This window comes from Sphingomonas aurea (assembly GCF_030678875.1).
In the GTDB taxonomy this organism is placed as follows: domain Bacteria; phylum Pseudomonadota; class Alphaproteobacteria; order Sphingomonadales; family Sphingomonadaceae; genus Sphingomonas; species Sphingomonas aurea.
Window position 1 is genome coordinate 91247 of record NZ_JAUUDS010000003.1, and the last position, 25133, is coordinate 116379.

Genomic DNA, 25133 nt, shown 5'->3' on the forward strand with positions numbered 1-25133 from the left:
GGAGCCCGTAATGACCGATCCGCTGCCCACTACCGAGACCGAAGCCGCCGCCGAGCTTGAGGCGCTCGCCGCCGAGATCGGCCGCCACAACCACCTCTACCACAATGACGATGCGCCCGAGATCAGCGACGCCGCCTATGACGCGCTGATGCGCCGCAACGCCGCGATCGAGGCGGCGTTTCCGCAGCTCGTCCGCGCCGACTCGCCCGGGCGTCAGGTCGGTGCCGCCCCGACCGGTCATCTTGCCAAGGTCGCCCATGCCCGGCCGATGACCAGCCTGGACAACGCCTTCGCCGATGAGGAGGTGGCGGAGTTCGTCGATCGCATCCGCCGCTTCCTGAAGCTCGCCCCGGACGAGCCCGTCGCGCTGACTGCCGAGCCCAAGATCGACGGCCTGTCCTGCTCGCTCCGCTACGAGGACGGCGTCCTGATACGGGCCCTGACCCGCGGCGACGGCCAGGTCGGCGAGGACGTGACCGCCAACGTGCTGACGATCGGCGATATTCCCCGCCGCTTGCCCGGCGATACGCCGGCCATCTTCGAGGTACGGGGCGAGGTCTATATGGCCAAGGCCGATTTCACCGCACTCAACGCCCGATTGGCGGCCGAAGCGGCAGAAACCGGCAAGGAGCCGCGCCAGTTCGCCAATCCGCGCAACGCCGCCGCCGGATCGCTCCGCCAGAAGGACGCCACCGTCACCGCCGGCCGCCCCTTGCGCTTCCTGGCGCATGGCTGGGGAGAGGCGAGCGCACTGCCCGGCGACACCCAGTCCTCCGTCGTCGCGGCGCTTCGCGCCTGGGGCTTTCCGGCCGCCGACCTGTTCGCCACTGCCGCAACGGTGGAGGATGCGCTCACCCTCTATCGCCGGATCGAGGCGGCGCGCGCCGACCTGCCGTTCGACATTGATGGCGTCGTCTACAAGGTCGACCGGCTCGACTGGCAGCAGCGGCTCGGCATCGTCGGCCGCGCGCCGCGCTGGGGCCTCGCGCACAAATTTCCGGCCGAGCGCGCGCAGACCAGCCTGCTCGCCATCGACATCCAGGTCGGCCGCACCGGCGCCCTGACCCCGGTCGCCCGGCTGGAGCCGGTGACGGTCGGCGGCGTCATCGTGACCAATGCGACGCTCCATAATTTCGACGAGATCGCGCGCCTGGGTGTTCGCCCCGGCGACCGGGTGCTGGTGCAGCGCGCCGGCGATGTCATCCCGCAGATCGTCGAGAACCTGACGCCAGAAGCTGCCCACCCGCCCTACGTCTTCGACTGCACCTGCCCCGCCTGCGGGTCCACCGCGGATCGTGAGGAGAGCGAGGTCGTCTATCGCTGCACCGGCGGGCTGATCTGCCCGGCGCAGCGGGTCGAGCGGCTGAGCCACTTCGTCTCCCGCCACGCCTTCGACATCGCCGGGCTGGGCCAGACCCTGATCGAGGCGTTCTTCCACGACGGCCTCGTCGCCGCCCCCGCCGACATCTTCCGCCTGACCGAGGAGCAACTCGCCGCACGCAAGAAGGACGGGCGGGTCTGGGCCGGCAATCTGATCGCTGCGATCGACGCCAAGCGCCGCGTACCGCTCGACCGCTTCCTCTTCGCGCTCGGCATCCGCCACATCGGCGAGGTGACCGCGCGCGACCTGGCGCGTCGCTATGTCTCGGCGCGCGCGCTCGGCGCGATGCTGCGCGGCGCGGTGCACCTGCACCATGCCACCCAGCCGCAGATCGGCGAGCCCGAGCGCAAGTTCGTCCTCCGCCGCGACCGGCTGCTCGTCGCGCGGATCGATACCGCCGGGATCGGGCCGGAGGTCGCCCATGCCCTGATCGGCTTCGCCGCCGAGCGCCACAACCGCGACGCCGTCTACGACCTGCTGCGTCAGGTGGAGCCGCTCGACGTCGTTCACGAGGTTCGCGAATCGGAAGTCTCGGGCAAGACCGTCGTCTTCACCGGCACGCTCGAGACGATGAGCCGCGACGAGGCTAAGGCGCAGGCGGAGGCGCTGGGCGCGCACGTGTCCGGCTCGGTGTCGAAGAAGACCGACCTTGTCATCTACGGCGCGGCAGCGGGATCGAAGCTGAAAAAGGCGACCGATCTGGGCGTCCGCGCGATCGACGAGGCGGCGTGGGGCGAGATCGTCCGGGCGGCGGAATAGGCCAGCATTCGTTGCTCTTTTGCAACGCACCAACACTGATTTTTCCGTGACATGGAACCATATCGCGGTTGTCACCGAAGCGACATAATTCGGGAGCAGGGGCGCTGACAGAGCGGTCGAGACCGCCGGACCAGAGCGCATGCTCAAGGGGAAATTGATAAATGCGTATGAAGCTTGCCTGCGGCGTGGCATTTGCCGCGCTCATGATCCCGGCCGCCGCCCTGGCGCAGTCGACCGGTTCGATCGAAGCCGAGGAAGGTGACGCCATCGTCGTGACCGGCAGTCGCGGTCCGGCATCGGTCGATGGCATCCAGGTTCCCGATACCCCTAAGGCGCGTGCCGTCCTGACGCAGGAACTGATCGAGCGCCGCGCGCCGGGTCAGACCATTCTGGACACGATCAACCTGATCCCGGGTGTTAGCTTCACCAACTCGGACGCCTATGGCGGCTCGGGCGGCCAGATCCGCATCCGCGGCTTCGACGGCAACCGTATCGCGCTGACGTTCGACGGCATTCCGCTGAACGACTCGGGCAACTACGCCATCTATTCGAACCAGCAGCTCGATCCGGAGCTGATCGAGCAGGTCAACGTGAACTTCGGCTCGGCCGATGTCGACTCGCCGACGGCGGCGGCCTCTGGCGGCACCGTCAACTATCGCTCGATCACGCCGACCGATACGATGAGCGCGATCGGCGTCTACTCGCACGGCACGAACAACATGAACCGGGCGTTCGGCCTGCTCAACCTGGGCACGCTGACCTCGTCGGGCACCAAGGCATGGGTTTCGGCTTCGACCCAGAAGTACAACCAGTTCCGCGGCCCCGGCACGATCTACAAGCAGCAGTATAACGGCAAGGTCTATCAGCCGATCGGCAGCAACGGTGACTTCGTCGCGGTCGCTGCACATTACAATCAGAACCGCAGCTACTTCTATTCGAACCCGACTTACGCGAACATTCGCGCGCGCCTGACCGGTGTGAACAGCACGCTGCCGACGAACGCCACTGGCACGACCGCTTCGGCTGCGAACCCTTACACACTGGATCTGAACAATAGCGACTTCGACTATGTGTTTGACGATACGTCGAGCACCTATCGCTACGACTATAATTGCGACCTCCAGTCCAACCCAGGTGGCGCAGGCTCGCAGACTGATCGCAACAGCTGCAACAACATCTACGCGACTGCGTTCAATCCGTCGAACACGGGTAACGTCCGCATCAATTCTCGCTTCGGGCTGACCGAGAAGCTGCTGTTCACCTTCGACGGGGCCTACTCGTTCACCCGCGCGAACGGCGGCGGCTCGACCCTGCTCGCGGAGACTGACGCGAACGCCTCGCCGATCACCGGCACCAACACCAATGGCACGTACACCCAGCAGTATCGTCCGATCACCGGCACCTTCGGGCGCCTGGGAGCGGGCACCGCGACCGGTGTCGACCTGAACGGCGACGGCGACCGCGCGGATTTCGTGCGCGTCTACTTCCCGTCCAACACCCGCACCCAGCGCTTCACCGCCATCGCGGGCCTTCGCTACCAGTTCAACGACGATAACCTGGTGCGCATCGCCTACACCTGGGATCGTGCGCGTCACCGGCAGACCGGCGAGGCGCAGCTGCTCGGCAACGACGGCCGTCCGCTCTCGCCGTTCAGCGCACTCGACGGAAAGGGGGCCTCGCCTGTCCTCGATGCCGCGGGCAATGTGTTCCAGAAGCGCAACCGCCTGTCCTACGCGATCCTGCACCAGGTATCGGCAGAGTATCGTGGCGGCTTCTTCGACAACACGTTCAAGGTCGCGCTGGGCATCCGTGCCCCGTTCTTCCGTCGCAACCTGAACAACTACTGCTACACGATTGCGGGTCAGTCGAGCGACGCCTATTGCACGTCGCAGACCCCGGCTCAGGTCGCCGCACTCGATGCGTCGAGCACAGCTATCACGCTGGGTGCGCCATACACCAACCGCATCAAGACCTATAACGAGGTGCTGCCGAACGTCGGCTTCACCTATAACTACACGCCGGCGATCAGCATGTTCGGCAGCTACTCGAAGGGCCTGTCGCTGCCGCGGACGGACAACCTCTACGGCTTCGATGACGTCAGCATCTCGCCCGTGTCCGCCACTCAGCCGGAAAAGACCGACTCGTTCGATCTGGGCCTGCGCTATACCGATCGCCTGATCCAGGCACAGGTTGCGGGCTGGTATGTCGGCTTCAAGAACCGCATCATCAGCTCGACCGTTCTGCTCGAGGGCGGTGGCACGCTCAGCGTCGATCGCAACGTCGGCAACGTGAAGAGCCACGGCGTTGATGCCAGCGTCGCGGTGAAGCCGCTTCGCTGGTTCTCCCTCTACGGCTTTGGGTCGTACACAATCGCTCGCCTCCAGCAGGATGCGACCGATCCGTTGAGCGGCCGCGTGCTGGTGCCGACCGCGGGCAAGTTCGTCGTCGAGACGCCGAAGTGGCAGTATGGCGGCCGTGCGCAGATCGACTTCGATCCGATCTCGGTCGGCATCCAGGCCAAGCATACCGGCGATCGCTGGATCAGCGACATCAATGACCTGAAGTCGGCAGGTTACACGCTGGTCGATCTCGACGCGCGGCTGGGGCTCGGATTTGCCGGCCTGAACCGGACCTTCCTCCAGCTGAACGTCAGCAACCTGCTGAAGGAGCGCTATTTTGGCAACCTGTCGACAGTGGCGAACGCTTTCCCGTACACCATTGGGGGCACCACCACGAACGCGGCTGGCCCGCGCGTGACCTTCGGCGCACCGCGGACCTTCATCGGCTCGATCCACTTCGAGTTCTGATCGCCCCGATACCCGGTCAGGAAAGGCCGTCGTTCCACCCGGAACGGCGGCCTTTTCCGTATCCACGCCCCACCCGCATTTTGCACCCGCGCCGTGCCGGTGTAAGACGCCGCGCGACGATGGCCACGCTTCCTGCCTCTGCCGCCGGCGCGCCTGCTGCTGCGCGCTCCACCGCCGTCACCGGCCGGTCGCGCCGGCCGACCTGGAACGTGCGGCCGTTTTTCGAGAACAAGCCACGCGCGTTCTGGACGTTGCAGGCGGTCGGCTGGGGTGGGTATTTGCTGCTGCGCGGGGTCACCGCGATCTCGAACGGCATCCGGCTCGACATCATCATCCCGATCATCGTCGAGGCGATCGTCGGCTATTGCATCACGCTGATCCTGTCGGCCTGCTACGGCTATTACCGCCGCCTGCCGCGCGTGGTAGAGGTGTTCCTGGCGATCGGCACCCTGGCGGCAGCCACCTTCTTCTACGCCTCGCTGATCGCCTTCGCCTACTCGTTCATGCGCAACGGCGTGCCGGGGATCACCGTGACCGGCATCGCCGGCGCGGTGTTCCTGACCTTCGTCATGCTCGCCAGCTGGTCGGCGCTCTATTACGCGATCAACTTCTACATCGTCGTCGAGGAACAGCTTCACGAGATGCGGGCACTGGAGCTGCAGGCGTCGTCGGCCCAGCTGGCGATGCTGCGCTATCAGCTGAACCCGCATTTCCTGTTCAACACACTCAATTCCATCTCGACGCTGGTGCTGCTGAAACAGACCGACCGGGCGAATGCGATGCTCAGCCGGCTGTCGTCCTTCCTGCGCTACACGCTCGCCAACGAGCCGACCGCACACGTCACCGTCGCCGCCGAGATCGAGACGCTGAAACTCTATCTCGAGATCGAGAAGATGCGCTTCGAGACACGGCTGCGCACCGAGTTCGACATCGATCCGCGCGCCGAACGCGCGCTGCTTCCTTCGCTCCTCCTCCAGCCGCTGGTCGAGAATGCGATCAAATATGCGGTCACCCCGCAGGAAGAGGGCGCCGATATCTGCGTTCGCGTGCGCTTCGCCGGGGAACGGGTGCAGATCGCCGTATCCGATACCGGCCCCGGCTTGAACGAAGCGCGGATCAGTCCAAGCCTTTCAACCGGCGTGGGGCTCGCCAATATCAGGGAGCGGCTGGTCCAGGCATACGGCCCGGACCAGCGGTTCGAAACGCGCTCCACGCCGGCTGGCGGCTTCTCGGTGGAAATCGAGATCCCGTTCCAGCTGAATGACTTGAACAAAGAGGTTGCATGACCATCCGCACCATCCTCGTCGACGACGAGCCGCTCGCCATCCAGGGCCTCGAACTGCGGCTCCAGGCGCATGACGACGTCGAGATCATCGAGAAATGCGTCAACGGCCGCGAGGCGATCCGCGCGATCAAGACGCACAAGCCCGACCTCGTCTTCCTCGACATCCAAATGCCGGGCTTTGACGGGTTCTCGGTCGTGCAGGGGCTGATGGAGGTCGAGCCGCCTCTGTTCGTCTTCGTCACCGCCTATTCCGACCATGCATTGCGGGCGTTCGAGGCGCAGGCGGTCGATTACCTGATGAAGCCGGTCGAGGAGAACCGCCTCGCCGACACGCTGGACCGCGTTCGCCAGAGGCTGGCTGAGAAGCGCGGCGTCGAGGAGGTCGACCGGCTGAAGGAAGTGCTGGCCGAGGTCGCGCCCGAGGCGGCGGCCGACATGGGCGAGGGCGGCAGTGGCGATATGGCCGCCAATCGCTACGAGAAGCTCATCAACATCAAGGATCGCGGCCAGATCTTCCGCGTCGATGTCGACACGATCGAGCGGATCGACGCGGCCGGCGATTACATGTGCATCTACACCGGCGACAACACGCTGATCCTGCGCGAGACGATGAAGGATCTGGAAAAGCGCCTCGACCCGCGCCGCTTCCAGCGCATCCACCGCTCGACGATCGTCAACCTCGATCTGGTCAAGCAGGTGAAGCCACACACCAATGGCGAATGCTTCCTGGTGCTGGGCTCCGGCGCGCAGGTAAAGGTCAGCCGCTCGTATCGAGACGTGGTGGCGCGGTTCGTTCACTGAGCGCGGGATAGCCGCATACTCTCGATTGTCGTCATGCCGGCAAATGCCCGGCATGATGGAGGTGGCCTACCCCCGCGCCAGCGCCGCCGCCCGGTCCGCCAGTCGCGCCACCGCCCCTGCGTGAATGGCCGGCGCCGACACCAGCACGCCCAGTGCCTGCGGATCGGGCTTGTTGAAGATCAGCGGCGCACCCAACGCATCGCTGACCGTCGCGCCCGCTTCCGCCGCGATCAGCACCGCGGCGGCGATGTCCCACTCATTGCCCCAGCGCAGCGTGGCGACCAGATCGGCCTCTCCGGCAGCGACCATGGCGATGCGCAATGCGATGGAGTTGGGCTTGGCGACCACCACGAAGTCGCGGTCCGCCCGTGGCAGCGCGTCGGCCGGCACGCGCGCGCCCGGAAGGGTGTCGCGCTGGCTCGCCGCCAGGGCCAGGTCGTTGCGCGTCGCCCCTTGCCCGTGCACTGCCGCCCAGCGCTCCCCCCGCGCCGGTGCGTCGAGCACCGCCAGCACCACTGCGCCATCCTCGACCAGCGCAACCGACACCGCCCAGCCCTCGCGCCCGCGGATATAGTCGCGGGTGCCGTCGATCGGGTCGACCACCCACACCCGTTGCCGCGCCAGCCGGTCGGGCGCATCGGCGGTCTCCTCCGACAGCCAGCCGGCATCGGGCAACAGCGAAGCGAGGCGCGATCGAAGCATCCGGTCGACGTCCAGGTCGACCTCGCACACCGGACTGCCCGGCTCCTTTTCCCAACGGCGGAAATCGGTGCGCCAGCGGGCCAGCGCCATCTGCGCCGCCTCGCCGGCGATCTGCGCCACCGCAGTCAGCAGTTCAGCCGCCGGCAACGGTCATCCCGTCGATGCGAAGAGTCGGCACGTTGACGCCGTATCGGAAGACGAGGTCGTTGGCCGCCGTCATGTTCAGGAACATGTCCTGCAGGTTACCGGCCACGGTGAATTCCGCGACCGGCCCGGCCAGCTCGCCCCCGACGATACGGAAGCCCGCGGCGCCGCGGCTGTAATCGCCGGTGACGCCGTTCACCCCCTGCCCGATCAGCTCGGTGACATAGACGCCATCACCGACCTCGGCGAGCAGCGTCTCCACCGGCACCCGGCCACCGTCCAGATAGAGATTGCCCGTCGTCACCCCCGGCGCGCCACCGATGCCGCGCGCGGCATGGCCGGTCGGCTCCAGCCCCAGCTGGCGGGCGGCAGCCGAGTCGAGCAGCCAAGTTTCCAACATCCCATCCTCGACGATCGCGGTCGGCGACACCGCCAGCCCCTCGCCGTCGAAGGGGCGCGAGCGCAGGCCGTGCGGACGATGCGGATCGTCGCGTACCGACAGCGTCGCGGGCAGGATGCGGGTACCGAGCGCCTCCAGCAGGAAGCTCGTCCGCCGCGCGATCGCCGCGCCGCCGATCGCGCCGGTCAAGTGACCGAGCAGCGAGGCGCCGACGCGCGGGTCGAACACCACCGGCATCGGCCCGCTCGCCAGCTTGCCCGGCCCGACCCGCGCCGTCGCACGCGCACCCGCCTCGCGCCCGATCGCGGCCGGGTCGGCCAAGTGCTCGCGACGCCGCGCGGCGTGATGGGCATAGTCGCGCTGCATCCCCCCGCCCTCGCCCGCCAGCACGCTGGCCGAGACGCCGTAGCTCGTCGTCGCATAGCTGCCGGCGAACCCGGTCGAGGTGGCGAGTGCCCAGACGCTGCGTCCCGCGCTTGCGCCGCCGCCCTCGCTGTTGGTGACGCCAGGCACCGCGCGGGCGGCATCCTCGGCTGCCAGCGCCAGGTCGCGCAGCTCTTGCGGCGTGGGCGGCGCAGCGCCGGTCATCTGGTCGTCCAGATCGAGCAGGGGCGGCGCGCCGTGCATCAGCCGGTCGGCCGGCGCCAGCCCCGCCCACTCGTCCTCCGGCGCCTCGCGCGCCATCGCCACCGCGCGGTCGACCAGCGTACGCAGCGCGTCGTCGGAAAGGTCGGATGTCGACACGCTGGCCGAGCGGCGGCCGACGAACACCCGCAGGCCCAGGTCGCTGCCTTCGGAACGGCCGACATCCTCCAGCTTGCCGAGCCGGACCGAGACGTCGAGCGAGGCGTCGGCCGCGAACACCGCGTCGGCGGCATCCGCACCTGCGGTTCGCGCGTGGGCGACAATGGTCTGGGCGCGATCGCACGCCTGGTCGATGGTCAGCATGGGTGCGGCTTAGAGGCTGTTGGCACACGCGCCAAGGCGCGTTCCACCCCGATCAGATAAAGGTGATGACATCGCGGACCACCACCCGGTGGACGACCCTGTGCGCCTCGTCCTCGATTTCGATCCGCTGGGCGAGCCGGATCTGCCCTTCCGTCGCCTCCTGGCCGATAAGACCCCGCATTTCCCCCGTCGCGGCCCTGACGGCTGCCGCCAGGTCGGGCAACTCGCGCCCGTCCTCGTCGTCGACACGTTCGGTGCCGCAGCGCCACTGGAAAAAATAGGTTGCCATCGGCCTCCTTGTCCGGACGAAGGCGCCTCGCCGTTACGGGGCCTAACTCCCGTAATGGCCGATCCGGCCCGCCAGTTCCCTTCGCCAGCGATCCCCAATCGATCCGTTAACGCATGTTTATTTCAAAAGCTTATTAGTGCTATAGCGTTCCTCGTACCGATATGCCGGAGCATCGGTACTCGCGCGCTTCTGCTCCCGTCCCCTGATGGGAGATTCCCATGGCATCGCATCCCTTGCATCTGCTGGTCCGCAAACTGGAAGGCGGGGTGCAGCTCGATGCAGAGCAGCGGCAGGCGATCTATGCCCTGCCCCATATGATCCGCGCCACGCCGGCCGGGACCTACCTGCTGCGCGAGGGTGATCCGCCGACCATATGCGCCGTGCTGGTGACGGGGTACGCGCTGCGCCACAAGATCACCCGCCACGGCGTGCGCCAGATCGTCTCCTTGCAGATCCCCGGCGAGGCGCTGGATTTTCAGCACCTCTCGCTGCACACCGCGGACCATAATATTCAGACGCTTACCCAGGCCGATCTCGCGCTGGTGCCGATGCAGGCGGTACACGATCTTGCCGCCCGTCACCCTGCGATCGCCGACGCCATCCTGCGGCATGTCCAGATCGAAGCGTCGATCGCGCGCGAGTGGATGGTCAATATCGGCCGGCGCACCGCACGCGAGCGGCTGGCCCACCTGCTGTGCGAGTTCGCCTGCCGGCTCGATGCGCAGGGGCTGGTGAACGGCGAGGGGTATGAGCTGCCGATGACCCAGGAGCAGATCGGCGACGCGCTCGGTCTTACCTCGGTCCATGTGAACCGCTCTATCCGGGCGCTGGAGGAAGAGGGGCTGATAACCCGTGCCCGGCGCGTCATCAGCTTTCCCGACATCCAGCGTCTGCGCTCGGTCGCCGACTTCAACGACCTGTACCTTCACCTGCGGCGGCAGGATTGAGGGATCTACGCGGTACCGACAACCAGAAACGCCAGGAACAGGAGCAGCCCGGTCAGGCGGTTCGAGCGGAACCGGTGCAGCGCGCCACCACCGTCGTCGGGGCGCAACGTCGCGACCTGCCAGGCCAGATGCGCCACTGCCGGCAGCAGCGCTGCCAGCGCCAGCGGATCCGGCCGCACGCTCCAGATCGCCGCCGCCCACAGCAGGATCGCCGCGGTGTAGAAGGCCGCCACGCCGCTCCGCACCCGCAAGCCCAGCGCCAATGCCGAGGAGCGAACGCCGATCAGCGCATCGTCTTCGCGGTCCTGCAGCGCGTAGATAGTGTCATATCCGACCACCCAGGCGATCGAGCCGGCATAGAGAAACCATATCGGCCATGACAGGTTCGCCGCGGCCTCCGCCCAGCCGACCAGAGCCGCCCACGAGAAGACCAGCCCCAGCCACGCCTGCGGCCACCAGGTGATCCGCTTCATGAACGGATAGGCGGCGACCGGCGCCAGGCTGGCCAGCGCGACGCCGGCCGCGAGGGGATGGAGCTGCACCAGCACGACCAGCCCGATCAGGCTCAGCATGACCAGCCACGCCCAGGCCGCCTTCACCGACACCAGCCCGCTCGGTATCGGCCGCGCCGCCGTCCGCGCCACCTGCGCGTCGAGGTCGCGGTCGACGATGTCGTTATAGACGCACCCGGCCCCGCGCATCGCGATGCTGCCGAGCAGCAGCCACAGGATCAGATCCCAGCGCGCCGCCGCCTGCCCGGCCAGCGCCACGCCCCACGCTCCCGGCCAGAACAGCAGCCACCAGCCGATCGGCCGGTCGAACCGCGCCAGCAGCGCCAGTCCGCGCAGCCGCGCCGGCAGGCGCGCGACCAGCCCGCGATGCTCGCTGTCGGGAACGATCACCGTCATGCGCGGCCCGGCCGGATCAGGCCATCGCCGCCAGCAGATCCCGAATCCCGACGAACGCGAACCCGATCGAACTGTCGGCAATGCCATAGGGCAGGAACAGCGTATCGCCGTGCCGGATCGCGCCGCACGAATAGACGACGTTGGGGACATAGCCCTCGCGGTCCTGATCCTTGGCGGCGAGCAGCGGCTCCTTCGTGCGGCCGATCACCTTGGCCGGATCACGCTTGTCGAGCAGCACCGCGCCGATCGAGTATTTGCGCATCGCACCGACGCCATGGGTCAGCAGCAGCCAGCCCTCGTCCAGTTCAATCGGCGGGCCGCAATTGCCGATCTGCACCAGCTCCCACGGATAGACCGGGGTTAGGATCTTCTCGCCATTGTCCCAATGGGTCAGGTCGTCCGACTTCAGCAGGAACAGGTTCTCGCCGTCCGAGCGGCCGATCATCATGTACCGTCCGTCGACCTTGCGCGGGAACAGCGCCATGCCCTTGTTATGGCTGGCCGTGCCGGTCATCGGCACCAGATCGAACGCGCGGAAGTCGCGGGTGCGCATCAGCTCCGACTGGATTTGCGAGCCGTTATAGGCGGTATAGGTGCCGATCCATTCCAGCGAGCCGTCCTCGTGCTGGAACTGGACGATCCGCATGTCCTCCAGCCCCTTGGACTGGGCGGCGGTCATCGGGAAGATCACCGTGCCCGACAGGGTGGAATCACGGTGTCGGTAGACGGTGATCGGCCCTTCCAGCGCCTCTTCCAGCTCGCGTCCGGTCGCGTCGGTGGCGGTGGCGAAGGGCGGCTCGGGCGCCAGCTTCATCTGGTTGCGGTCGGTGATGATGCCTTCGCGGAACGCGACCGACGAGATATGCCCCTCGCCCACCGCGCGCATCGACATCAGCACGCGCAACGACCCAGGCGGCATGCCCGACTGGTCGAAATGCGGCACCGCGCTGGGGTTCATCAGCGCCGCGGCGGCATAGCTGTATTCGTGGCAGAAATAGGCGCCGATCAGCTGCCGCTTCTCGTCGCCGATCTGCTCACTGTCGAGGCCCAGCAGTCCCTCGATCTCGTCGTACCGGGTCATGAAGACGCGGCGCGTCTGCCAGTGGCGCGCCTCGAAATCCTTCAGCACCTCTTCCAGCTGCTCGCGCGCCTGGCCGGGCGTCATCGCCAGCACCTCGGCCACCAGCCGCTCGGTCCGGTTGGGCGGGCCGCCGACCCCACCCCAGGCAATGTGGAACGGACGCACCACCACGCGCGACGGGTCGGCGTGCAGCCGCAATTCGTGAGTGAACAGGTTCATTGGCGACTAGGGCCCCGCTGGCTGGTCGAACGTCCTCACGCCATCGCGAGCGAGGCTACGCGACGGAGCGCGACGCTCCTGCCACGGGTAACGACTGTCGTGCCAGCCCAGAAATCGCGCAATTGGCCAGTTGCAACGCCAAAATCGACTCTGCGCCCTGGTTGCGGTTGAGCCCGGTCGGCATCAGCCCGTCGAAACAGCCGCCATCGGCCGGGCTGGCGAGCGGCAGGTCGAGGTCGTTGGCACCCAGGAACCAGCCATAGGCACGCTGCGCCTCCTCCAGCCAGCGGGCGTCGCCCGTGGCACGGTGCGCGGTCAGGCAGGCATCGACGGTCGCCTGCGCCTCCAGCGGCTGCTGATCGAACTGGAGCGGCGCGGCATAGGGGCGCCCGAAGCTCTCGGTGCCCACCGCGCGGAAACGCCCCTCGGGCGAGGTCTGCTGCGCGCAGATCCAGTCGAGCGTCTGCAACCCGCACTGGACCAGGTCGTCGCGGTCCAGAGCACGCCCGGCTCGGATCAGCGCCTCGGGCAGGCGAGCATTGTCATAAGCCAGCACGATCTCGAACCACTGCCATTCGGGCCGGCGCGCCTCGGCAAGCAGGTCGAGGTGCATGGCGGGGAAGCGCTGCAGGATCGTGCGTGACAGTTCGTGACCCGGCTTCGCCTCCAGCATCGCCGCCGCACCCAGCATCGCGAACGCCTGCGCGCGGATCGAGCCCAACTCCAGCGCGATGCTGGCGGTGGTGTCGAACATCGCCCCCGCCCAGTCGCGATGCTTTCCCGCCCGCGCGTCGCGCGCAGTGACGCCGAGCGCCCAGATGGTGCGGCCGTTGGAATCCTCCGACCCCTCGTCCTCGCACCAGGTCCGGTCGAAGTTCATGAAGTTGCGGAAGCGCCGCCGGTCCGGATTCCACGCATATTGGATGAACGACGCGTAGATCGTCATCCACTTGTCGCGACGCTCGTCGTCCAGGTCGGCCATCGCGCTGACCAGCATCAGGGCGCGGGCATTGTCGTCGATGCAATAGCCGTGGCGGCGATCGGGTACCGAGTAGATCGAGTGCTGCAACATGCCGGTCGCATCGCTCATCCGCTCGACCGCGGCGAAGTCGGGAACGAGCGGCTTCATCACCGCGACATGCGCCGCGATCCGTCGCGGGCGCGCGGCGATCGCCGCGCCGGTTTCCGCCATCGCCGCTTCCGCCAGCCGCGGCCAGATCATCGTACGGCCGCGCGCATAGGCACGCTCCGACAGCTTCGACCGGTCGCGATCGTTGGACAGCAGCCGGTCGATCTCGCGCGAGAAGGCGGCGACGTCGCCGAAATCGACCAGCACGCCGTGCCCGTCGGCCAGGATCTCGGTCGCATGGACGTATGGGGTCGACACCACCGGCTTGCCGACGCCGATCGCATAGGACAGCGTGCCCGAGGTGATCTGCGCCGGATTGTTGTAAGGCGTCGCGTAGATGTCGGCCGCCTGGAGATAGTCGAGCAGTTCCTCATGCTCGACGAAGCCGTCGACGAACAGGACGTTGCGCTCGACACCCTTCGCGGCGGCGAGCGCCTTCAGGCTGTCGCGGTACCGCTCGCCCTCGTGCGCCACCAGATTGGGGTGAGTGGCACCCAGCACGACATAGAGCAGGTCGGGATGACGCTCGACCGCCACGGGCAGCGCCGCGATCATCGTCTCGATGCCCTTGTTCGGGGCGAGCAGGCCGAAGGTGAGCACCACCTGCCGCCCGCTCCATCCGAAGCGGGCCTTGATCGTCTCGGGATCGACCAGCGGTCGGTCGGGCACGCCGTGCGGGATCATCGCGATCTGGCGCGGATTGGCGCCATAGACGCGCTGAAGGATGTCGCGTCCCCGCTCAGCCATCACCACGATCTTTGCCGCGCGCTGGAGCAGCCCCTCCAGCACGCGCCGCTCGTCCGCGCTCGGCTTCTCTAGCACGGTATGGAGCGTGACGATCAGCGGCAGCGTAGTGCGATCGAGCAGCGCCAGAATATGCTCGCCGGCGGGGCCGCCATAGATGCCATATTCGTGCTGGAGCCAGATCGCCTGAGCACCCGACGCCTCGATCGCCCGAGCGGCGGTGAAATAGGCGGACAGATCGTTCTGCGCGATCGATCCGGTGACCTCGGGTGGATAGGCGTACCGGCCGGGATGGTCGTCCATCGCCCACACATCGACCTGTACCTCCGGGAACCGGTCGCGCACGGCCTTGTAGACGTCGGTAGTGAAGGTCGCGAGCCCGCATTGGCGCGGCAGGAAATTGCCGATCAGCGCCAGATGCCTGATTGTATCGAGGCCCATCGTCTCCACCATCATCGTTCCTTGCAAGACATGCGGAACGCTTCGTTCCTTCCACGCCACCTGACCGAACCGTTCATCGGGGCGAAAGTTGCACCGTTTGACGCGACGCAACATGAATTCGGCGTCATTTGCCTCAGCCTAACTGATCGAGATCAACGGACATTCCGATCGGTCGATCGCGACTTCAGCCGCGCCCGCGATAGGATGCCACGCCCTGATCCGGCAGCCACAGCTCCGCCGGCGGCGTGCCCGACTGCCAGAAGACGTCGATCGGGATACCTCCGCGCGGATACCAATAGCCGCCGATGCGCAGCCACACCGGCTTCATCTCGTCGAACAGCCGCTCGCCGATCTCGACCGTGCAATCCTCGTGAAAGGCGGCGTGATTGCGGAAGGCGCCGAGAAACAGTTTCAGCGACTTGGACTCGACGATCGTCTCGCCCGGCGCATAGTCGATCACCAGATGCGCGAAGTCGGGCTGGCCGGTCACCGGGCAGAGCGAGGTGAACTCGGGCGCCGCGAAGCGCACCAGATAGAGGCGGCCGGGCCGCGGGTTGGGAACATAATCCAGCTCTGCCGCTTGCGGAGAGGTGGGCAGCGGCGTGGACTGGCCAAGATGCTTCGGGGTCATGGCCCCCATGTAGGGAAGGGGGCACGTGATGAAAACGCTGATCCCGATACTCGGCGACCAGCTGTCGCCCGCGCTGTCGTCCCTGCGCGGCCAGCGCCAGGCGAGTGCGGTCGTGCTGATGATGGAGGTGGCCGACGAGACACGCTACGTCCGCCATCACCAGCAGAAGATCGCCTATATCCTGTCGGCGATGCGGCACCACGCCGCCGCCCTGCGCGCGGCCGGCTGGACAGTCGATTACGTCACGCTCGACGACCCCGCCAACAGCGGCAGCTTTACCGGCGAGATCGCCCGCGCGGTCGAGCGCCACGCCCCCGACCGCATCGTCGTGACCGAAGCGGGCGAGTGGCGCGTCGCCGCGATGCTGGAAGCGTGGGAAACCCTGTTCGGCATTCCCGTCGAGGTCCGCCCCGACACCCGCTTCGTCGCCACCCATGCCGAGTTCGATGAGTGGGCCGAGGGCCAGTCAGACCTGACGATGGAGTGGTTCTACCGCGAAATGCGACGCAAGACCGGATTGCTGATGGACGGCAGTGAACCCGCCGGTGGCCGCTGGAACTTCGACAAGGACAACCGCAAGCCCGCCAAGGCCGACCTGCTGATGCCGCGCCCGCTGGCCTTCGGGCCGGACGCGATCACGCAGGAGGTGCTGGCGCTGGTCGCCGTGCGGTTCGGCGACCATCCCGGCAGCCTCGACGGCTTCGACCATGCGGTTACCGCCGCGGATGCCGAGCGGCAGGCGGCGGTCTTCTTCCGCGACGCGCTGCCGCAGTTCGGCGACTACGAGGATGCGATGCTGACCGGCGAGCGCCACCTGTGGCACTCGATCCTCAGCCCCTACATCAACTCCGGCCTGCTCGACCCGCTCGACCTGTGCCGCCGCGCAGAGGCCGAGTATCGCGCCGGGCGCGCGCCGCTCAACTCGGTCGAGGGCTATGTCCGCCAGATCATCGGCTGGCGCGAATATATGCGCGGCATCTACTGGCGCGAGGGGCCGGACTATGTCGAGCGCAACTTCCTCGACCATCATCGCCCGCTCCCCGGCTTCTACTGGACCGGCGAAACCGACATGCACTGCATGGCGCAGGCGCTGGGCCAGACGCTGGCGACCGCGCACGCGCACCATATCCAGCGGCTGATGGTGACCGGCAATTTTGCGCTGCTGATCGGCGCCGATCCGAAGCAGGTCCATCTCTGGTACCTGGAGGTCTATATCGACGCGTATGAATGGGTCGAGCTGCCCAACACATTGGGCATGAGCCAGTTCGGCGATGGCGGGCTGGTCGGGACCAAGCCCTATGTCTCCTCGGGCGCCTATATCGACCGCATGTCGGATTACTGCCGCCACTGCCGTTACGACGTGAAGCAGCGGGTGGGGCCGGACGCCTGCCCCTTCAACGCGCTGTACTGGGACTTCATCGCCCGCCACCAGGACAAGCTCGGCGACAATCGCCGCATGGCGATGCCCTATCGCAACTGGGCGAAGCAGACTCCGGAGACGCAGGCTGCGATCCGCGCACAGGCGGCCGCCTTCCTCGCCACCCTCGACGAAGCGGAGCCGGCCGACTACTGAAGCGCGCATGGATTCTCTGGTATCGACGGCGTGGCTGGCGGATGCGCTGGGCACGCCGGATCTCGTGATCGTCGATGCGACGATGCTCGCCGCCGATCTGGGCCGCGATGCGCGCGCCGAGTATCGCGCCGGCCACATTCCGGGCGCGGTGTTCCTGAACCTCGCCGAACTGCGCGACGCCGCCTCGCCGCTGCCGAACACCCTGCCCGATGCCGCGACGATGGCCGCGCATCTGGCGCCGCTGGGCATCGGCAATGGCGCGCGCATCGTCCTCTACGACGACGCACCGTGGCGTACCGCCGCGAGAGGCTGGTGGCTGCTCCGCAGCTATGGCATCGGCGATGTCGCGATCCTCGACGGCGGCCTGGCCAGGTGGCGCGCGGAGGGCCGCCCGCTCGCGACCGGCGACGAGACCTCCCCGTCGCGCCCGGTCACACCGACCTTCAACGAGGCGCGGCTGCGCACCATGGCACAGGTCCGCGCCAATCTGGCGAGCGGCGCGGAGCAGCTGCTCGATGCCCGCTCGGCGGCGCGCTTCACCGGCGAGGAGGCCGACCCGCACGGCGCCGCCCCCGGCCACATTCCCGGCGCTCGTTCCATCCCCTATCCGCGCTTCTTCGCAGCAGACGGGACATGGAAGCGCGGCGACGCCCTGCGTGCGGTGTTCGAGGATATCGACCTCGACGCGCCGCTGGTCGCGACATGCGGGTCGGGCGTCACCGCTGCGGTCATCGCGTTCGGCGCGCACCTTCTGGGGCGCGAGGCGGCGCTCTACGACGGCAGCTGGACCGAATGGGGCAGCGATCCCACCACGCAAAAGGTAACCGGTGCATGAGCGGCAGCGACAAGACAGTGAAGCCGGCGACCAGGGTGGTGCAGGCCGGCCGCCGTCCCGAGTGGACGGCCGGGATCGTCAACCCGCCGGTCTGGCGCGCCTCCACAATCCTTTACGACAGCGTCGCCGATCTGCGCGCGGCGGCGGGGCGCGACACCCATCACCGCCTGTTCTACGGCCGGCGCGGCACCCCCACCCAGTGGTCGCTGGCGGACGCGCTGACCGAGCTTGAGCCGGGGGCGGAGGGGACCTTCCTCTACCCGTCGGGCGTGGCGGCGATCGCGGCGGCGCTGATGTCGGTGCTGTCGCCGGGTGACGAACTGCTGCTGGTCGACAGCGCCTATGATCCCACGCGCGCGCTCGCGACCGGGCTGCTGGCGCGTTACGGCATCACCACCCGCTTCTATGATCCGGTGATCGGTGCCGGCATCGCCGACCTGATCGGGCCCGACACCCGCGCGATCTTCATGGAAAGTCCGGGTAGCCTGACCTTCGAGGTGCAGGATGTGCCCGCGATCGTCGCCGTCGCGCACGCGCGCGGCATCGTGACGCTGCTCGACAATACCTGGGCGACGCCGCTGCTGTTCCCGGCGATCGAGCGCGGTGTCGACCTGACGATCATGGCCTGCACCAAATATGTCGTCGGCCACTCGGACGTGATGATGGGATCGGTGACAGCCGGCCCCGGCCGATTCGCGGCGCTGCGTGATACCAGCTTCGCGCTCGGCCAGCATCTCAGCCCGGACGACGCATGGCTGGGCAGCCGCGGCCTGCGCACCATGGCGCTGCGCCTGCGCGAACAGGGCGAGAGCGCGCTCGCCATCGCCCGCTGGCTGGAGGGCCGGCCAGAGGTCGCGCAGGTGCTTCACCCCGCCCTTCCCTCCTGCCCCGGCCACGACCTGTTCGTTCGCGACTTCCGGGGTGCCACCGGTCTGTTCGCCTTCGCGCTCGACGGCGGCGACGAGGCGGCACGCGCCGCCCTGATCGACGGGCTGGCGCATTTCGGCATCGGCTACAGCTGGGGCGGATACGAGAGCCTCGCCATCCCGATCGATCCGCATCGTCACCGCAGCGTCACCCGCCGCGAGCCGGCGGGGCCGATGGTGCGGCTGCAGATCGGCCTGGAAGATGTCGGCGACCTGATCGCCGATCTGGACGCCGGGCTCGACCGCTTTCGCCACGCGCGCGACGGCTGATCGCCGCCCTTGTGTTCGCGCGCAGGCGGGAACATGGCCGGGGGTCGGGTGTCTGTGTCCACCGCGCAACGGCAGCCCGGCCAACGGCCACACGCTTATCAAATCTCTTGTGCAAGTGCGAAGGCGCTGGCATCCATGGCGTATCGCAAGACAGATCGCGCGCGGGCTTGTAGCCCTCAACAGACGCGGCATCTGCGACACATGCAGGCGGGGACATCGGATCCATCCCAACAAAGGGAAATACGATGCGCTTCTCGCACCTTCTGGTCGCCGGCCTCGGCCTGTCGGCCATCACCGCTCCCGCGTTCGCGCAGGAGGATACCGCCCCGCCACCGCCGTTCACGATCAGCGGCAGCGTGTCGGTCCTGACCGACTATCGATTGCGCGGCATCTCGCAAACCGACAAGAACGCCGCCATTCAGGGCGCGCTGACCATCGCGCACGAGAGCGGCTTCTATATCGGCACCTTCGGATCGAACCTGTCGGGCTGGGGCACGTTTGGCGGCGCCAATGTCGAGCTGGACGCGATCGGCGGCTTCAAGAAGACCATGGGCAGCGCCACGGTCGATGCCGGCGTTACCTGGTATACCTATCCGGGCGGGTTCAGCGAATCGGACGTGGTCGAGTTCTTCGGCCGCCTGTCTGGCACCGCCGGCCCGCTGGGGCTGACTGCCGGGGTTTATTACGCGCCCAAGCAGACCTCGCTCGGTAATTTCTCGGCGACCAGCTACAGCCGTGGCCAGCGCGAGGATAACCTGTACCTGACCGGGGACGGCACGCTCGGCATTCCCGGCACGCCGATCACCGCCAAGGCGCATATCGGCTACTCGAACGGCAATCCGGGCTTGGGCCCCAACGGCACCAGCCTGGCGCCGACCGGCGAATATTGGGACTGGGCGCTCGGCGCCGACGTGGCGTTCTACAAGAACCTGACGTTCAACGTGTCGTATATCGACACCGACATCAGCAAGAGCGAGTCGGCCTATCTCCAGCCGAACTTCAGCAAGGGGCAGGATGGCACCGGCCAGATTGCGGGTGCCACCGTGCTGTTCGGACTGACCGCGGCGTTCTGAGGACGGGCGGTTCCCTGGCAGGGGCCGCCCAATCCCTTAGTTATGCCGGGACAAGTCCGGCATGACATATCACCCCTTCGGCGTCGGCGTAGCCGTCGGTGCCGGAGCGGGCGCAGTACCCGCACTCGCCCGCGCGTCCTGGCCGTCGCCGGCGGGGGCGGCGACTATGTCGCGGGTGGTTGTCCCCTTGTCGACGACATTGGTACCTGGATCACCGACGGAGGAGCGGATGCCGGGATCGGCGGCGTCGCTGCCAGTCTGGTCGAGCGCGGCGTTCTCGCCGGCGCTGCGCGGTGCGGCGCCGAAGATCGCGTCGAGCGTCTGCTGCTGGCCGACCGAGTCCTGCGGGCGGGCGGCGCCGGGCTGCGGCGGGACCAGCGCATAGTCGGGCGGGATCACCAGCGGCGCCTGGCGCGCCACCGCGAACTCGTCGGGTCGCGCACGATCGAGCGCGCTGCTCGCGCAGCCGGACAGGAGCATCAGCCCCGCGGCAAGGATGACGACGTTACGCATGGGGAGTCTCCGAAGGTGACGGGGCCGAGCATGCCGACTCGGCCGGAACAGGCGGTGTCTTGTCGCGGGTCAGCAGCGCGCGCAACAGCAGCAGCACCACGCCGATCGTAATCGCCGCATCGGCGACATTGAAGACCAGAAATGGTCGCCAGTCACCGATATGCAGGTCGGCGAAGTCGACGACATAGCCGAAGCGCATCCGGTCGAGGATGTTGCCCAGCGCCCCGCCCAGCACCAGGCCGAGCGCGACCTGATCGGTCGGGTTCTTCTCGCGCGTCATCCAGACAGCGACGCCGATCGCGATCGCGCCGGTCATCGCCACCAGCGCCCAGCGGGTGCCGTCGCCATCCGCCGGCAACAGCCCCAGCGACACGCCGATATTGGGCACGAACCGCAGTGAAAAGAATCCCGTGATCTCTCGCGAGGCACCCAGATGATCGATGCCGAGCGGCCCGGTGACCGCCCATTTGCTCAGCTGGTCGATCAGGAACAGCAAGAGAGCGGCGAGGAGGCCGCGCACGGGGAGCCTCATGCCACCACCTCCGCGCAGCGCGCGCACAGGGCGCCGTCTTCGACGACCTCGGGCAGGTGCCGCCAGCAGCGGCCGCATTTGTGGCGCGCGGTGCGCGTCACGGTGATCGCGTCGGCGGACGTGACGTCGGCGACGATGAAGATCTCCGCCAGCGCCTCGGCATCCAGCGGCAGCTCGGGCACGGTCACCTCGGCCTCCAGGCTCGATCGCACCGTCTTCTCGCGGCGCAGCGGCTCGATCGCCTCGGTCACCTGCTCGCGAAGCGCCCGCACCGCCTGCCAGCGGGTACCGAGCGGCACGTCGCCGGGCACCGCCGGCAGCTCGGGCCATTCCAGCAGATGCACCGACCCGTCGTCGGACGGGTAGCGCGCCTGCCACACCTCCTCGGCGGTGAAGCAAATCACCGGCGCGGCATAGCGGACCAGCGCGTGGAACAGCGTGTCGAGCACCGTGCGATAGCTGCGCCGCTTCACGCTGTCGGCCGCGTCGCAGTAGAGCGAGTCCTTGCGCACGTCGAAGAAGAAGGCCGACAGATCCTCGTTGGCGAAGTCGGTCAGCAGTCGGAGGTAGCGGTTGAATTCATACCCCGTCGCCGCCTCGCGCAGCTCGACGTCGAGCATGCCCAGCCGGTGGAGCACATACTGCTCCAGCTCGGGCATGGCGGCGACATCGACGCGTTCGGCATCGGTAAAGCCGTCGAGCGCGCCGAGCAGGTAGCGGAACGTGTTGCGCAGCTTGCGGTAGGCGTCGGAGGCGGTGGCCAGCACCTCCTTGCCGATACGGACGTCGTCGAAATAGTCGGTCGAGGCGACCCACATGCGCAGGATGTCCGCCCCGCTCTCGCCGATCACCTTCAGCGGATCGACGACGTTGCCGAGCGACTTCGACATCTTGCGCCCCTGCCCGTCGAGCGCGAAGCCGTGGGTCAGCACCGCGTCGTACGGCGCCCGACCGCGCGTGCCGCAGCTTTCCAGCAGCGAAGACTGGAACCAGCCGCGATGCTGGTCGGAGCCTTCGAGATACAGGTTCGCGCGCACGTCCTCTCCGAACCGCGCCTCGACGGTGAAGACATGGGTGCAACCCGAATCGAACCAGACGTCGAGAATGTCCTTCTGCGGCTCGTAATCCTCGAGCGCATGGCCATCGCCCAGCAGCGCCTGGTGATCGGCGGTGAACCACGCGTCCGCCCCGCCGTCGCGGAAAGCCTGGACGATGCGGGCATTGACCGCCGGATCGTTCAGATAGGCGCCGGTCTGGCGATGGACATACAGCGCGATCGGCACGCCCCACGCCCGCTGGCGGCTGATGACCCAGTCGGGCCGGCCCTGCACCATCGAGGTGATGCGGTTCTCCGCCCGCGCGGGCACCCAGCGGGTGGCGGCGATCGCGTCGAGCGCGATCTCGCGCAGCGTCGCGCCGTTGCTCCCGGGCGTCGCTCCTGCGGCGGCAGGGGCCTCCCGCGGCTCGCCCTGCGCACCGGCCTCCCCGGATTCGCTCCGGTCCATCGGGATGAACCATTGCGGCGTCGCGCGGAAGATCACCTTGGCCTTGGAGCGCCACGAGTGCGGATAGCTGTGCGCGAAATCGTCGCTGGCGGAGAGCAGCGCGCCGGCTTCACGCAGGTCCGAACAGATCGGACCGTCGGCGGCGACGAACTTCTTGTTGATGACGCTGCCCTGCCCGCCCAGCCACGCCCAGTCGGCGCGGTAGAGGCCGGCGGCGTCGACCGCGAACACCGGGTCGAGCCCATGCTGCTTGCACAGCAGGAAATCGTCCTCGCCATGGTCGGGCGCCATGTGGACCAGCCCGGTGCCGGCATCGGTGGTGACGAAGTCGCCCGCCAGGAACGGCCGCGGCTGCGCGAAGAAGCCGCCGAGACGGTGCATCGGATGCCGCGCGGTCGCGCCGGCGAACTCGGTGCCCTTCACCAGTCCCAGGAACTCGTCCATCGCCAGCCCGGTCCGCTTGGAGAAGGCGGGGAACAGCGCTTCGGCAACGACATACCGGCGCTCGCCGCTGCGGAACAGCAGGTAATCGTGCGCGGTGCCATAGGCGACCGCCTGGTTCACCGGAATCGTCCAGGGCGTCGTCGTCCAGATCACCGCATGGGCGCCGACCAGCTGCTCCCATTCCGCCGACACGATCTCGAACGCGACGTCGATCTGGGTGGAAACGATATCCTCATACTCGACCTCCGCCTCGGCCAGCGCGGTCTTCTCGACCGGGGACCACATGACGGGCTTGGCGCCGCGATACAGCTGGCCGCTCTCGGCGAACTTCAGCAACTCGCCGACGATCGCCGCCTCGGCGCCATAGGTCATGGTCAGATAGGGATCGTCCCAGTCGCCCATGATCCCCAGCCGCTCGAACTGGCCGCGCTGTACCGCCACCCATTTCTCGGCATAGCTGCGGCACTCGGCGCGAAACTGATCAACCGGCACGTCGTCCTTGTTCAGCTTCTTGGCGCGATACGCTTCCTCGACCTTCCACTCGATCGGCAGGCCGTGGCAGTCCCAGCCGGGGACGTAGGGGGCATCCTTGCCCATCAACGTCTGGCTGCGGACGATGATGTCCTTCAGCACCTTGTTCATGGCGTGACCCATATGGATGTCGCCATTGGCATAGGGCGGGCCGTCGTGGAGGATGAACCGCTCGCGCCCCGCGCGCTCTTCGCGCAGCCGCTGGTACAGGCCGATCCGCGCCCAGCGGTCGATGATCGCGGGCTCCTTGGCGGCCAGGCCCGCCTTCATCGGAAAGTCGGTCTGCGGCAGGAACACCGTGCCGCGCCAGTCGTTCGTTTCGGTCATCGCTCCGCGCTTAGGATGTCCCTTGCGCGCGCGCAATCGGCGTCCATCTGCGCGATCAGCGCGGGCAGCCCGTCGAACATCGCTTCCGGGCGGATATATTCGACCAGATCGACCTCCAGCACCTGTCCGTACAGGTCGCCGTCGAAGTCGAAGAAGTGCGGCTCCAGCAACTCCTTCAGCGGCGTGAACTGCGGCCGGATGCCCAGATTGGCGGCACCGTCCAGCACCCGCCCACCCGCCAGCCGTCCACGCACCGCGTAGATGCCGTAGGCGGGCCGCAGATACTGCGCCATATCGAGATTGGCGGTCGGATAGCCGATCGTCCGGCCGACCTTGTCGCCGTGCTGCACCACCCCCTCGATCGCGAACGGCCGGGTCAGCAGCCGCGCCGCCGCCCGCATCTCGCCCAGCCGCAGGTGCGCGCGGATGCGGCTGGAAGAGACAGGCTCGCCGTCCAGCGCCACCGGCCCGATCGCGGTCGCGTTGAAGCCGTGGCGCAGGCCCGCCTCGCGCAGCACCGCGATGTTGCCGCCCTTGTGCCGGCCGAAGGTGAAGTCCTCGCCGGTCACCACCCCGCTGACGCGCAGGCCGGCGACCAGCCGCTCGGCGACGAACGCCTCCGCGCTCAGCTGCGCCAGCGTCCCGTCGAAGCCGAACACCACCATCGCATCCGCCCCCGCCGCCGCGAACAGCCGCTCGCGCTGGGCGAGCGTGGTGAGGCGGAACGGCGGCGTGTCGGGCTGGAAGTGGCGAACCGGATGCGGGTCGAACGTCGCGACCAGCGCCGGCCGCCCCTCGGCCCGCGCCTGTGCGACGGCCGCCCCGACCACCGCCTGATGGCCGAGATGGAATCCGTCGAAATTACCGAGCGCGACGATCCCGCCGGCCAGCTCGGGGGGGATGGGCGCGCCGCCGTCTAGCCGCTGCATTCCCGCGCCTTAGCTTCGCGCGGTGCCGATGGCGAGTGGATTGGCCATCGGACCTTTTA

General features: G+C 67.7%; 20 protein-coding genes. 9 read left to right on the top strand and 11 right to left on the bottom strand.

All coding sequences use genetic code 11. From position 1 onward, the window contains the following. Nucleotides 1–10 precede the first annotated feature (10 nt). From ligA to Q5H91_RS08440, 4 genes are all read left to right on the top strand, one after another. Nucleotides 11–2140, top strand: a complete 2130-nt coding sequence (gene ligA / locus Q5H91_RS08425) for an NAD-dependent DNA ligase LigA (RefSeq protein WP_305172945.1) — start codon at nucleotides 11–13, stop codon at nucleotides 2138–2140. 161 nt (nucleotides 2141–2301) lie between these two features. Then, nucleotides 2302–4947 carry a TonB-dependent receptor gene (locus Q5H91_RS08430; RefSeq protein WP_305172946.1) on the top strand — a complete coding sequence of 882 codons (2646 nt, stop codon included), beginning with the start codon at nucleotides 2302–2304 and terminating at the stop codon, nucleotides 4945–4947. 119 nt (nucleotides 4948–5066) lie between these two features. Then, on the top strand, nucleotides 5067–6233 hold the full coding sequence (locus Q5H91_RS08435) for a sensor histidine kinase (RefSeq protein ID WP_305172947.1): 1167 nt from the start codon (nucleotides 5067–5069) through the stop codon (nucleotides 6231–6233). After that, nucleotides 6230–7033 (top strand): LytR/AlgR family response regulator transcription factor, encoded by an 804-nt coding sequence (locus tag Q5H91_RS08440; protein ID WP_305172948.1) that lies wholly within the window; start codon nucleotides 6230–6232, stop codon nucleotides 7031–7033. Before Q5H91_RS08435 ends, Q5H91_RS08440 begins: the two co-directional genes overlap by 4 nt. Nucleotides 7034–7099: 66 nt before the next feature. Here the strand turns inward: Q5H91_RS08440 and Q5H91_RS08445 are convergent, their stop codons facing one another. The 3 genes from Q5H91_RS08445 to Q5H91_RS08455 are packed head-to-tail and all read right to left on the bottom strand — an operon-like array spanning nucleotide 7100 to nucleotide 9516. Beyond that, nucleotides 7100–7882, bottom strand: coding sequence for a 3'(2'),5'-bisphosphate nucleotidase CysQ (locus Q5H91_RS08445; RefSeq protein WP_305172949.1), 783 nt, complete (start codon nucleotides 7880–7882; stop codon nucleotides 7100–7102). Then, on the bottom strand, nucleotides 7869–9227 hold the full coding sequence (locus tag Q5H91_RS08450; protein ID WP_305172950.1) for a TldD/PmbA family protein: 1359 nt from the start codon (nucleotides 9225–9227) through the stop codon (nucleotides 7869–7871). The genes Q5H91_RS08445 and Q5H91_RS08450 overlap by 14 nt, the downstream gene beginning before the upstream one ends. Before the next feature lie 52 nt (nucleotides 9228–9279). Further along, on the bottom strand, nucleotides 9280–9516 hold the full coding sequence (locus Q5H91_RS08455) for a DUF6894 family protein (RefSeq protein WP_305172951.1): 237 nt from the start codon (nucleotides 9514–9516) through the stop codon (nucleotides 9280–9282). Nucleotides 9517–9734: 218 nt separating this feature from the next. Between Q5H91_RS08455 and Q5H91_RS08460 the strand changes: the two genes are divergently transcribed. Then, nucleotides 9735–10463: a Crp/Fnr family transcriptional regulator gene (locus Q5H91_RS08460; RefSeq protein ID WP_305172952.1), complete on the top strand. Its 729-nt coding sequence runs from the start codon at nucleotides 9735–9737 to the stop codon at nucleotides 10461–10463. A 5-nt stretch (nucleotides 10464–10468) separates the two neighbouring features. On the opposite strand, the gene ubiA is transcribed toward Q5H91_RS08460, so the two are convergent. From ubiA to queF, 4 genes are all read right to left on the bottom strand, one after another. Then, complete coding sequence (ubiA, locus tag Q5H91_RS08465) at nucleotides 10469–11371, bottom strand: 4-hydroxybenzoate octaprenyltransferase (protein WP_305172953.1); 903 nt, start codon at nucleotides 11369–11371, stop codon at nucleotides 10469–10471. A 16-nt stretch (nucleotides 11372–11387) separates the two neighbouring features. After that, on the bottom strand, nucleotides 11388–12671 hold the full coding sequence (locus Q5H91_RS08470) for a glycoside hydrolase family 130 protein (protein WP_305172954.1): 1284 nt from the start codon (nucleotides 12669–12671) through the stop codon (nucleotides 11388–11390). A gap of 55 nt (nucleotides 12672–12726) precedes the next feature. Next, nucleotides 12727–14997: a glycosyltransferase family 4 protein gene (locus tag Q5H91_RS08475; protein WP_305172955.1), complete on the bottom strand. Its 2271-nt coding sequence runs from the start codon at nucleotides 14995–14997 to the stop codon at nucleotides 12727–12729. Between the two features lie 172 nt (nucleotides 14998–15169). Next, on the bottom strand, nucleotides 15170–15616 hold the full coding sequence (queF, locus tag Q5H91_RS08480) for a preQ(1) synthase (protein WP_305172956.1): 447 nt from the start codon (nucleotides 15614–15616) through the stop codon (nucleotides 15170–15172). 28 nt (nucleotides 15617–15644) lie between these two features. Between queF and Q5H91_RS08485 the strand changes: the two genes are divergently transcribed. The 4 genes from Q5H91_RS08485 to Q5H91_RS08500 all read left to right on the top strand — a co-directional run bounded on the left by Q5H91_RS08485 (nucleotide 15645) and on the right by Q5H91_RS08500 (nucleotide 20293). Continuing rightward, nucleotides 15645–17189, top strand: coding sequence for a cryptochrome/photolyase family protein (locus Q5H91_RS08485; RefSeq protein ID WP_305172957.1), 1545 nt, complete (start codon nucleotides 15645–15647; stop codon nucleotides 17187–17189). 7 nt (nucleotides 17190–17196) lie between these two features. Then, the gene (locus Q5H91_RS08490) at nucleotides 17197–18024 is read left to right on the top strand and encodes a sulfurtransferase (protein ID WP_305172958.1); all 828 of its coding nucleotides are present in this window, start codon (nucleotides 17197–17199) and stop codon (nucleotides 18022–18024) included. After that, entirely contained in the window at nucleotides 18021–19220 is a 1200-nt protein-coding gene (gene metC, locus Q5H91_RS08495) for a cystathionine beta-lyase (RefSeq protein ID WP_305172959.1), read from the top strand. The genes Q5H91_RS08490 and metC overlap by 4 nt, the downstream gene beginning before the upstream one ends. A 245-nt stretch (nucleotides 19221–19465) precedes the next feature. Then, a complete protein-coding gene (locus Q5H91_RS08500; RefSeq protein WP_305172960.1) occupies nucleotides 19466–20293 on the top strand; it encodes a TorF family putative porin in 828 nt (275 codons plus the stop codon). 69 nt (nucleotides 20294–20362) lie between these two features. Here Q5H91_RS08500 and Q5H91_RS08505 read toward each other — a convergent pair whose 3' ends face one another. From Q5H91_RS08505 to Q5H91_RS08520, 4 genes are read right to left on the bottom strand one after another with little or no spacing between them, the layout of a single operon-like run. Then, entirely contained in the window at nucleotides 20363–20806 is a 444-nt protein-coding gene (locus Q5H91_RS08505; RefSeq protein WP_305172961.1) for a DUF3035 domain-containing protein, read from the bottom strand. Further along, nucleotides 20799–21338 carry a signal peptidase II gene (gene lspA, locus Q5H91_RS08510; RefSeq protein WP_305172962.1) on the bottom strand — a complete coding sequence of 180 codons (540 nt, stop codon included), beginning with the start codon at nucleotides 21336–21338 and terminating at the stop codon, nucleotides 20799–20801. Before lspA ends, Q5H91_RS08505 begins: the two co-directional genes overlap by 8 nt. Continuing rightward, nucleotides 21335–24145, bottom strand: a complete 2811-nt coding sequence (ileS, locus tag Q5H91_RS08515; protein WP_305172963.1) for an isoleucine--tRNA ligase — start codon at nucleotides 24143–24145, stop codon at nucleotides 21335–21337. The genes lspA and ileS overlap by 4 nt, the downstream gene beginning before the upstream one ends. Beyond that, complete coding sequence (locus Q5H91_RS08520) at nucleotides 24142–25074, bottom strand: bifunctional riboflavin kinase/FAD synthetase (RefSeq protein ID WP_305172964.1); 933 nt, start codon at nucleotides 25072–25074, stop codon at nucleotides 24142–24144. The genes ileS and Q5H91_RS08520 overlap by 4 nt, the downstream gene beginning before the upstream one ends. Nucleotides 25075–25133 lie beyond the last annotated feature (59 nt).

What these genes read in the sequence shown, in the direction of transcription:
- Q5H91_RS08455 (WP_305172951.1), bottom strand. Translation starts at nt 9,516, where the DNA reads ATGGCAACCTATTTTTTCCAGTGGCGCTGCGGCACCGAACGTGTCGAC.
- Q5H91_RS08500 (WP_305172960.1), top strand. Translation starts at nt 19,466, where the DNA reads ATGCGCTTCTCGCACCTTCTGGTCGCCGGCCTCGGCCTGTCGGCCATC.
- ileS (WP_305172963.1), bottom strand. Translation starts at nt 24,145, where the DNA reads ATGACCGAAACGAACGACTGGCGCGGCACGGTGTTCCTGCCGCAGACC.
- metC (WP_305172959.1), top strand. Translation starts at nt 18,021, where the DNA reads ATGAGCGGCAGCGACAAGACAGTGAAGCCGGCGACCAGGGTGGTGCAG.
- Q5H91_RS08505 (WP_305172961.1), bottom strand. Translation starts at nt 20,806, where the DNA reads ATGCGTAACGTCGTCATCCTTGCCGCGGGGCTGATGCTCCTGTCCGGC.
- Q5H91_RS08430 (WP_305172946.1), top strand. Translation starts at nt 2,302, where the DNA reads ATGCGTATGAAGCTTGCCTGCGGCGTGGCATTTGCCGCGCTCATGATC.
- Q5H91_RS08485 (WP_305172957.1), top strand. Translation starts at nt 15,645, where the DNA reads ATGAAAACGCTGATCCCGATACTCGGCGACCAGCTGTCGCCCGCGCTG.
- Q5H91_RS08470 (WP_305172954.1), bottom strand. Translation starts at nt 12,671, where the DNA reads ATGAACCTGTTCACTCACGAATTGCGGCTGCACGCCGACCCGTCGCGC.
- Q5H91_RS08490 (WP_305172958.1), top strand. Translation starts at nt 17,197, where the DNA reads ATGGATTCTCTGGTATCGACGGCGTGGCTGGCGGATGCGCTGGGCACG.
- queF (WP_305172956.1), bottom strand. Translation starts at nt 15,616, where the DNA reads ATGACCCCGAAGCATCTTGGCCAGTCCACGCCGCTGCCCACCTCTCCG.
- Q5H91_RS08435 (WP_305172947.1), top strand. Translation starts at nt 5,067, where the DNA reads ATGGCCACGCTTCCTGCCTCTGCCGCCGGCGCGCCTGCTGCTGCGCGC.
- Q5H91_RS08520 (WP_305172964.1), bottom strand. Translation starts at nt 25,074, where the DNA reads ATGCAGCGGCTAGACGGCGGCGCGCCCATCCCCCCCGAGCTGGCCGGC.
- ubiA (WP_305172953.1), bottom strand. Translation starts at nt 11,371, where the DNA reads ATGACGGTGATCGTTCCCGACAGCGAGCATCGCGGGCTGGTCGCGCGC.
- Q5H91_RS08460 (WP_305172952.1), top strand. Translation starts at nt 9,735, where the DNA reads ATGGCATCGCATCCCTTGCATCTGCTGGTCCGCAAACTGGAAGGCGGG.
- Q5H91_RS08475 (WP_305172955.1), bottom strand. Translation starts at nt 14,997, where the DNA reads ATGGTGGAGACGATGGGCCTCGATACAATCAGGCATCTGGCGCTGATC.
- Q5H91_RS08450 (WP_305172950.1), bottom strand. Translation starts at nt 9,227, where the DNA reads ATGCTGACCATCGACCAGGCGTGCGATCGCGCCCAGACCATTGTCGCC.
- Q5H91_RS08440 (WP_305172948.1), top strand. Translation starts at nt 6,230, where the DNA reads ATGACCATCCGCACCATCCTCGTCGACGACGAGCCGCTCGCCATCCAG.
- lspA (WP_305172962.1), bottom strand. Translation starts at nt 21,338, where the DNA reads ATGAGGCTCCCCGTGCGCGGCCTCCTCGCCGCTCTCTTGCTGTTCCTG.
- ligA (WP_305172945.1), top strand. Translation starts at nt 11, where the DNA reads ATGACCGATCCGCTGCCCACTACCGAGACCGAAGCCGCCGCCGAGCTT.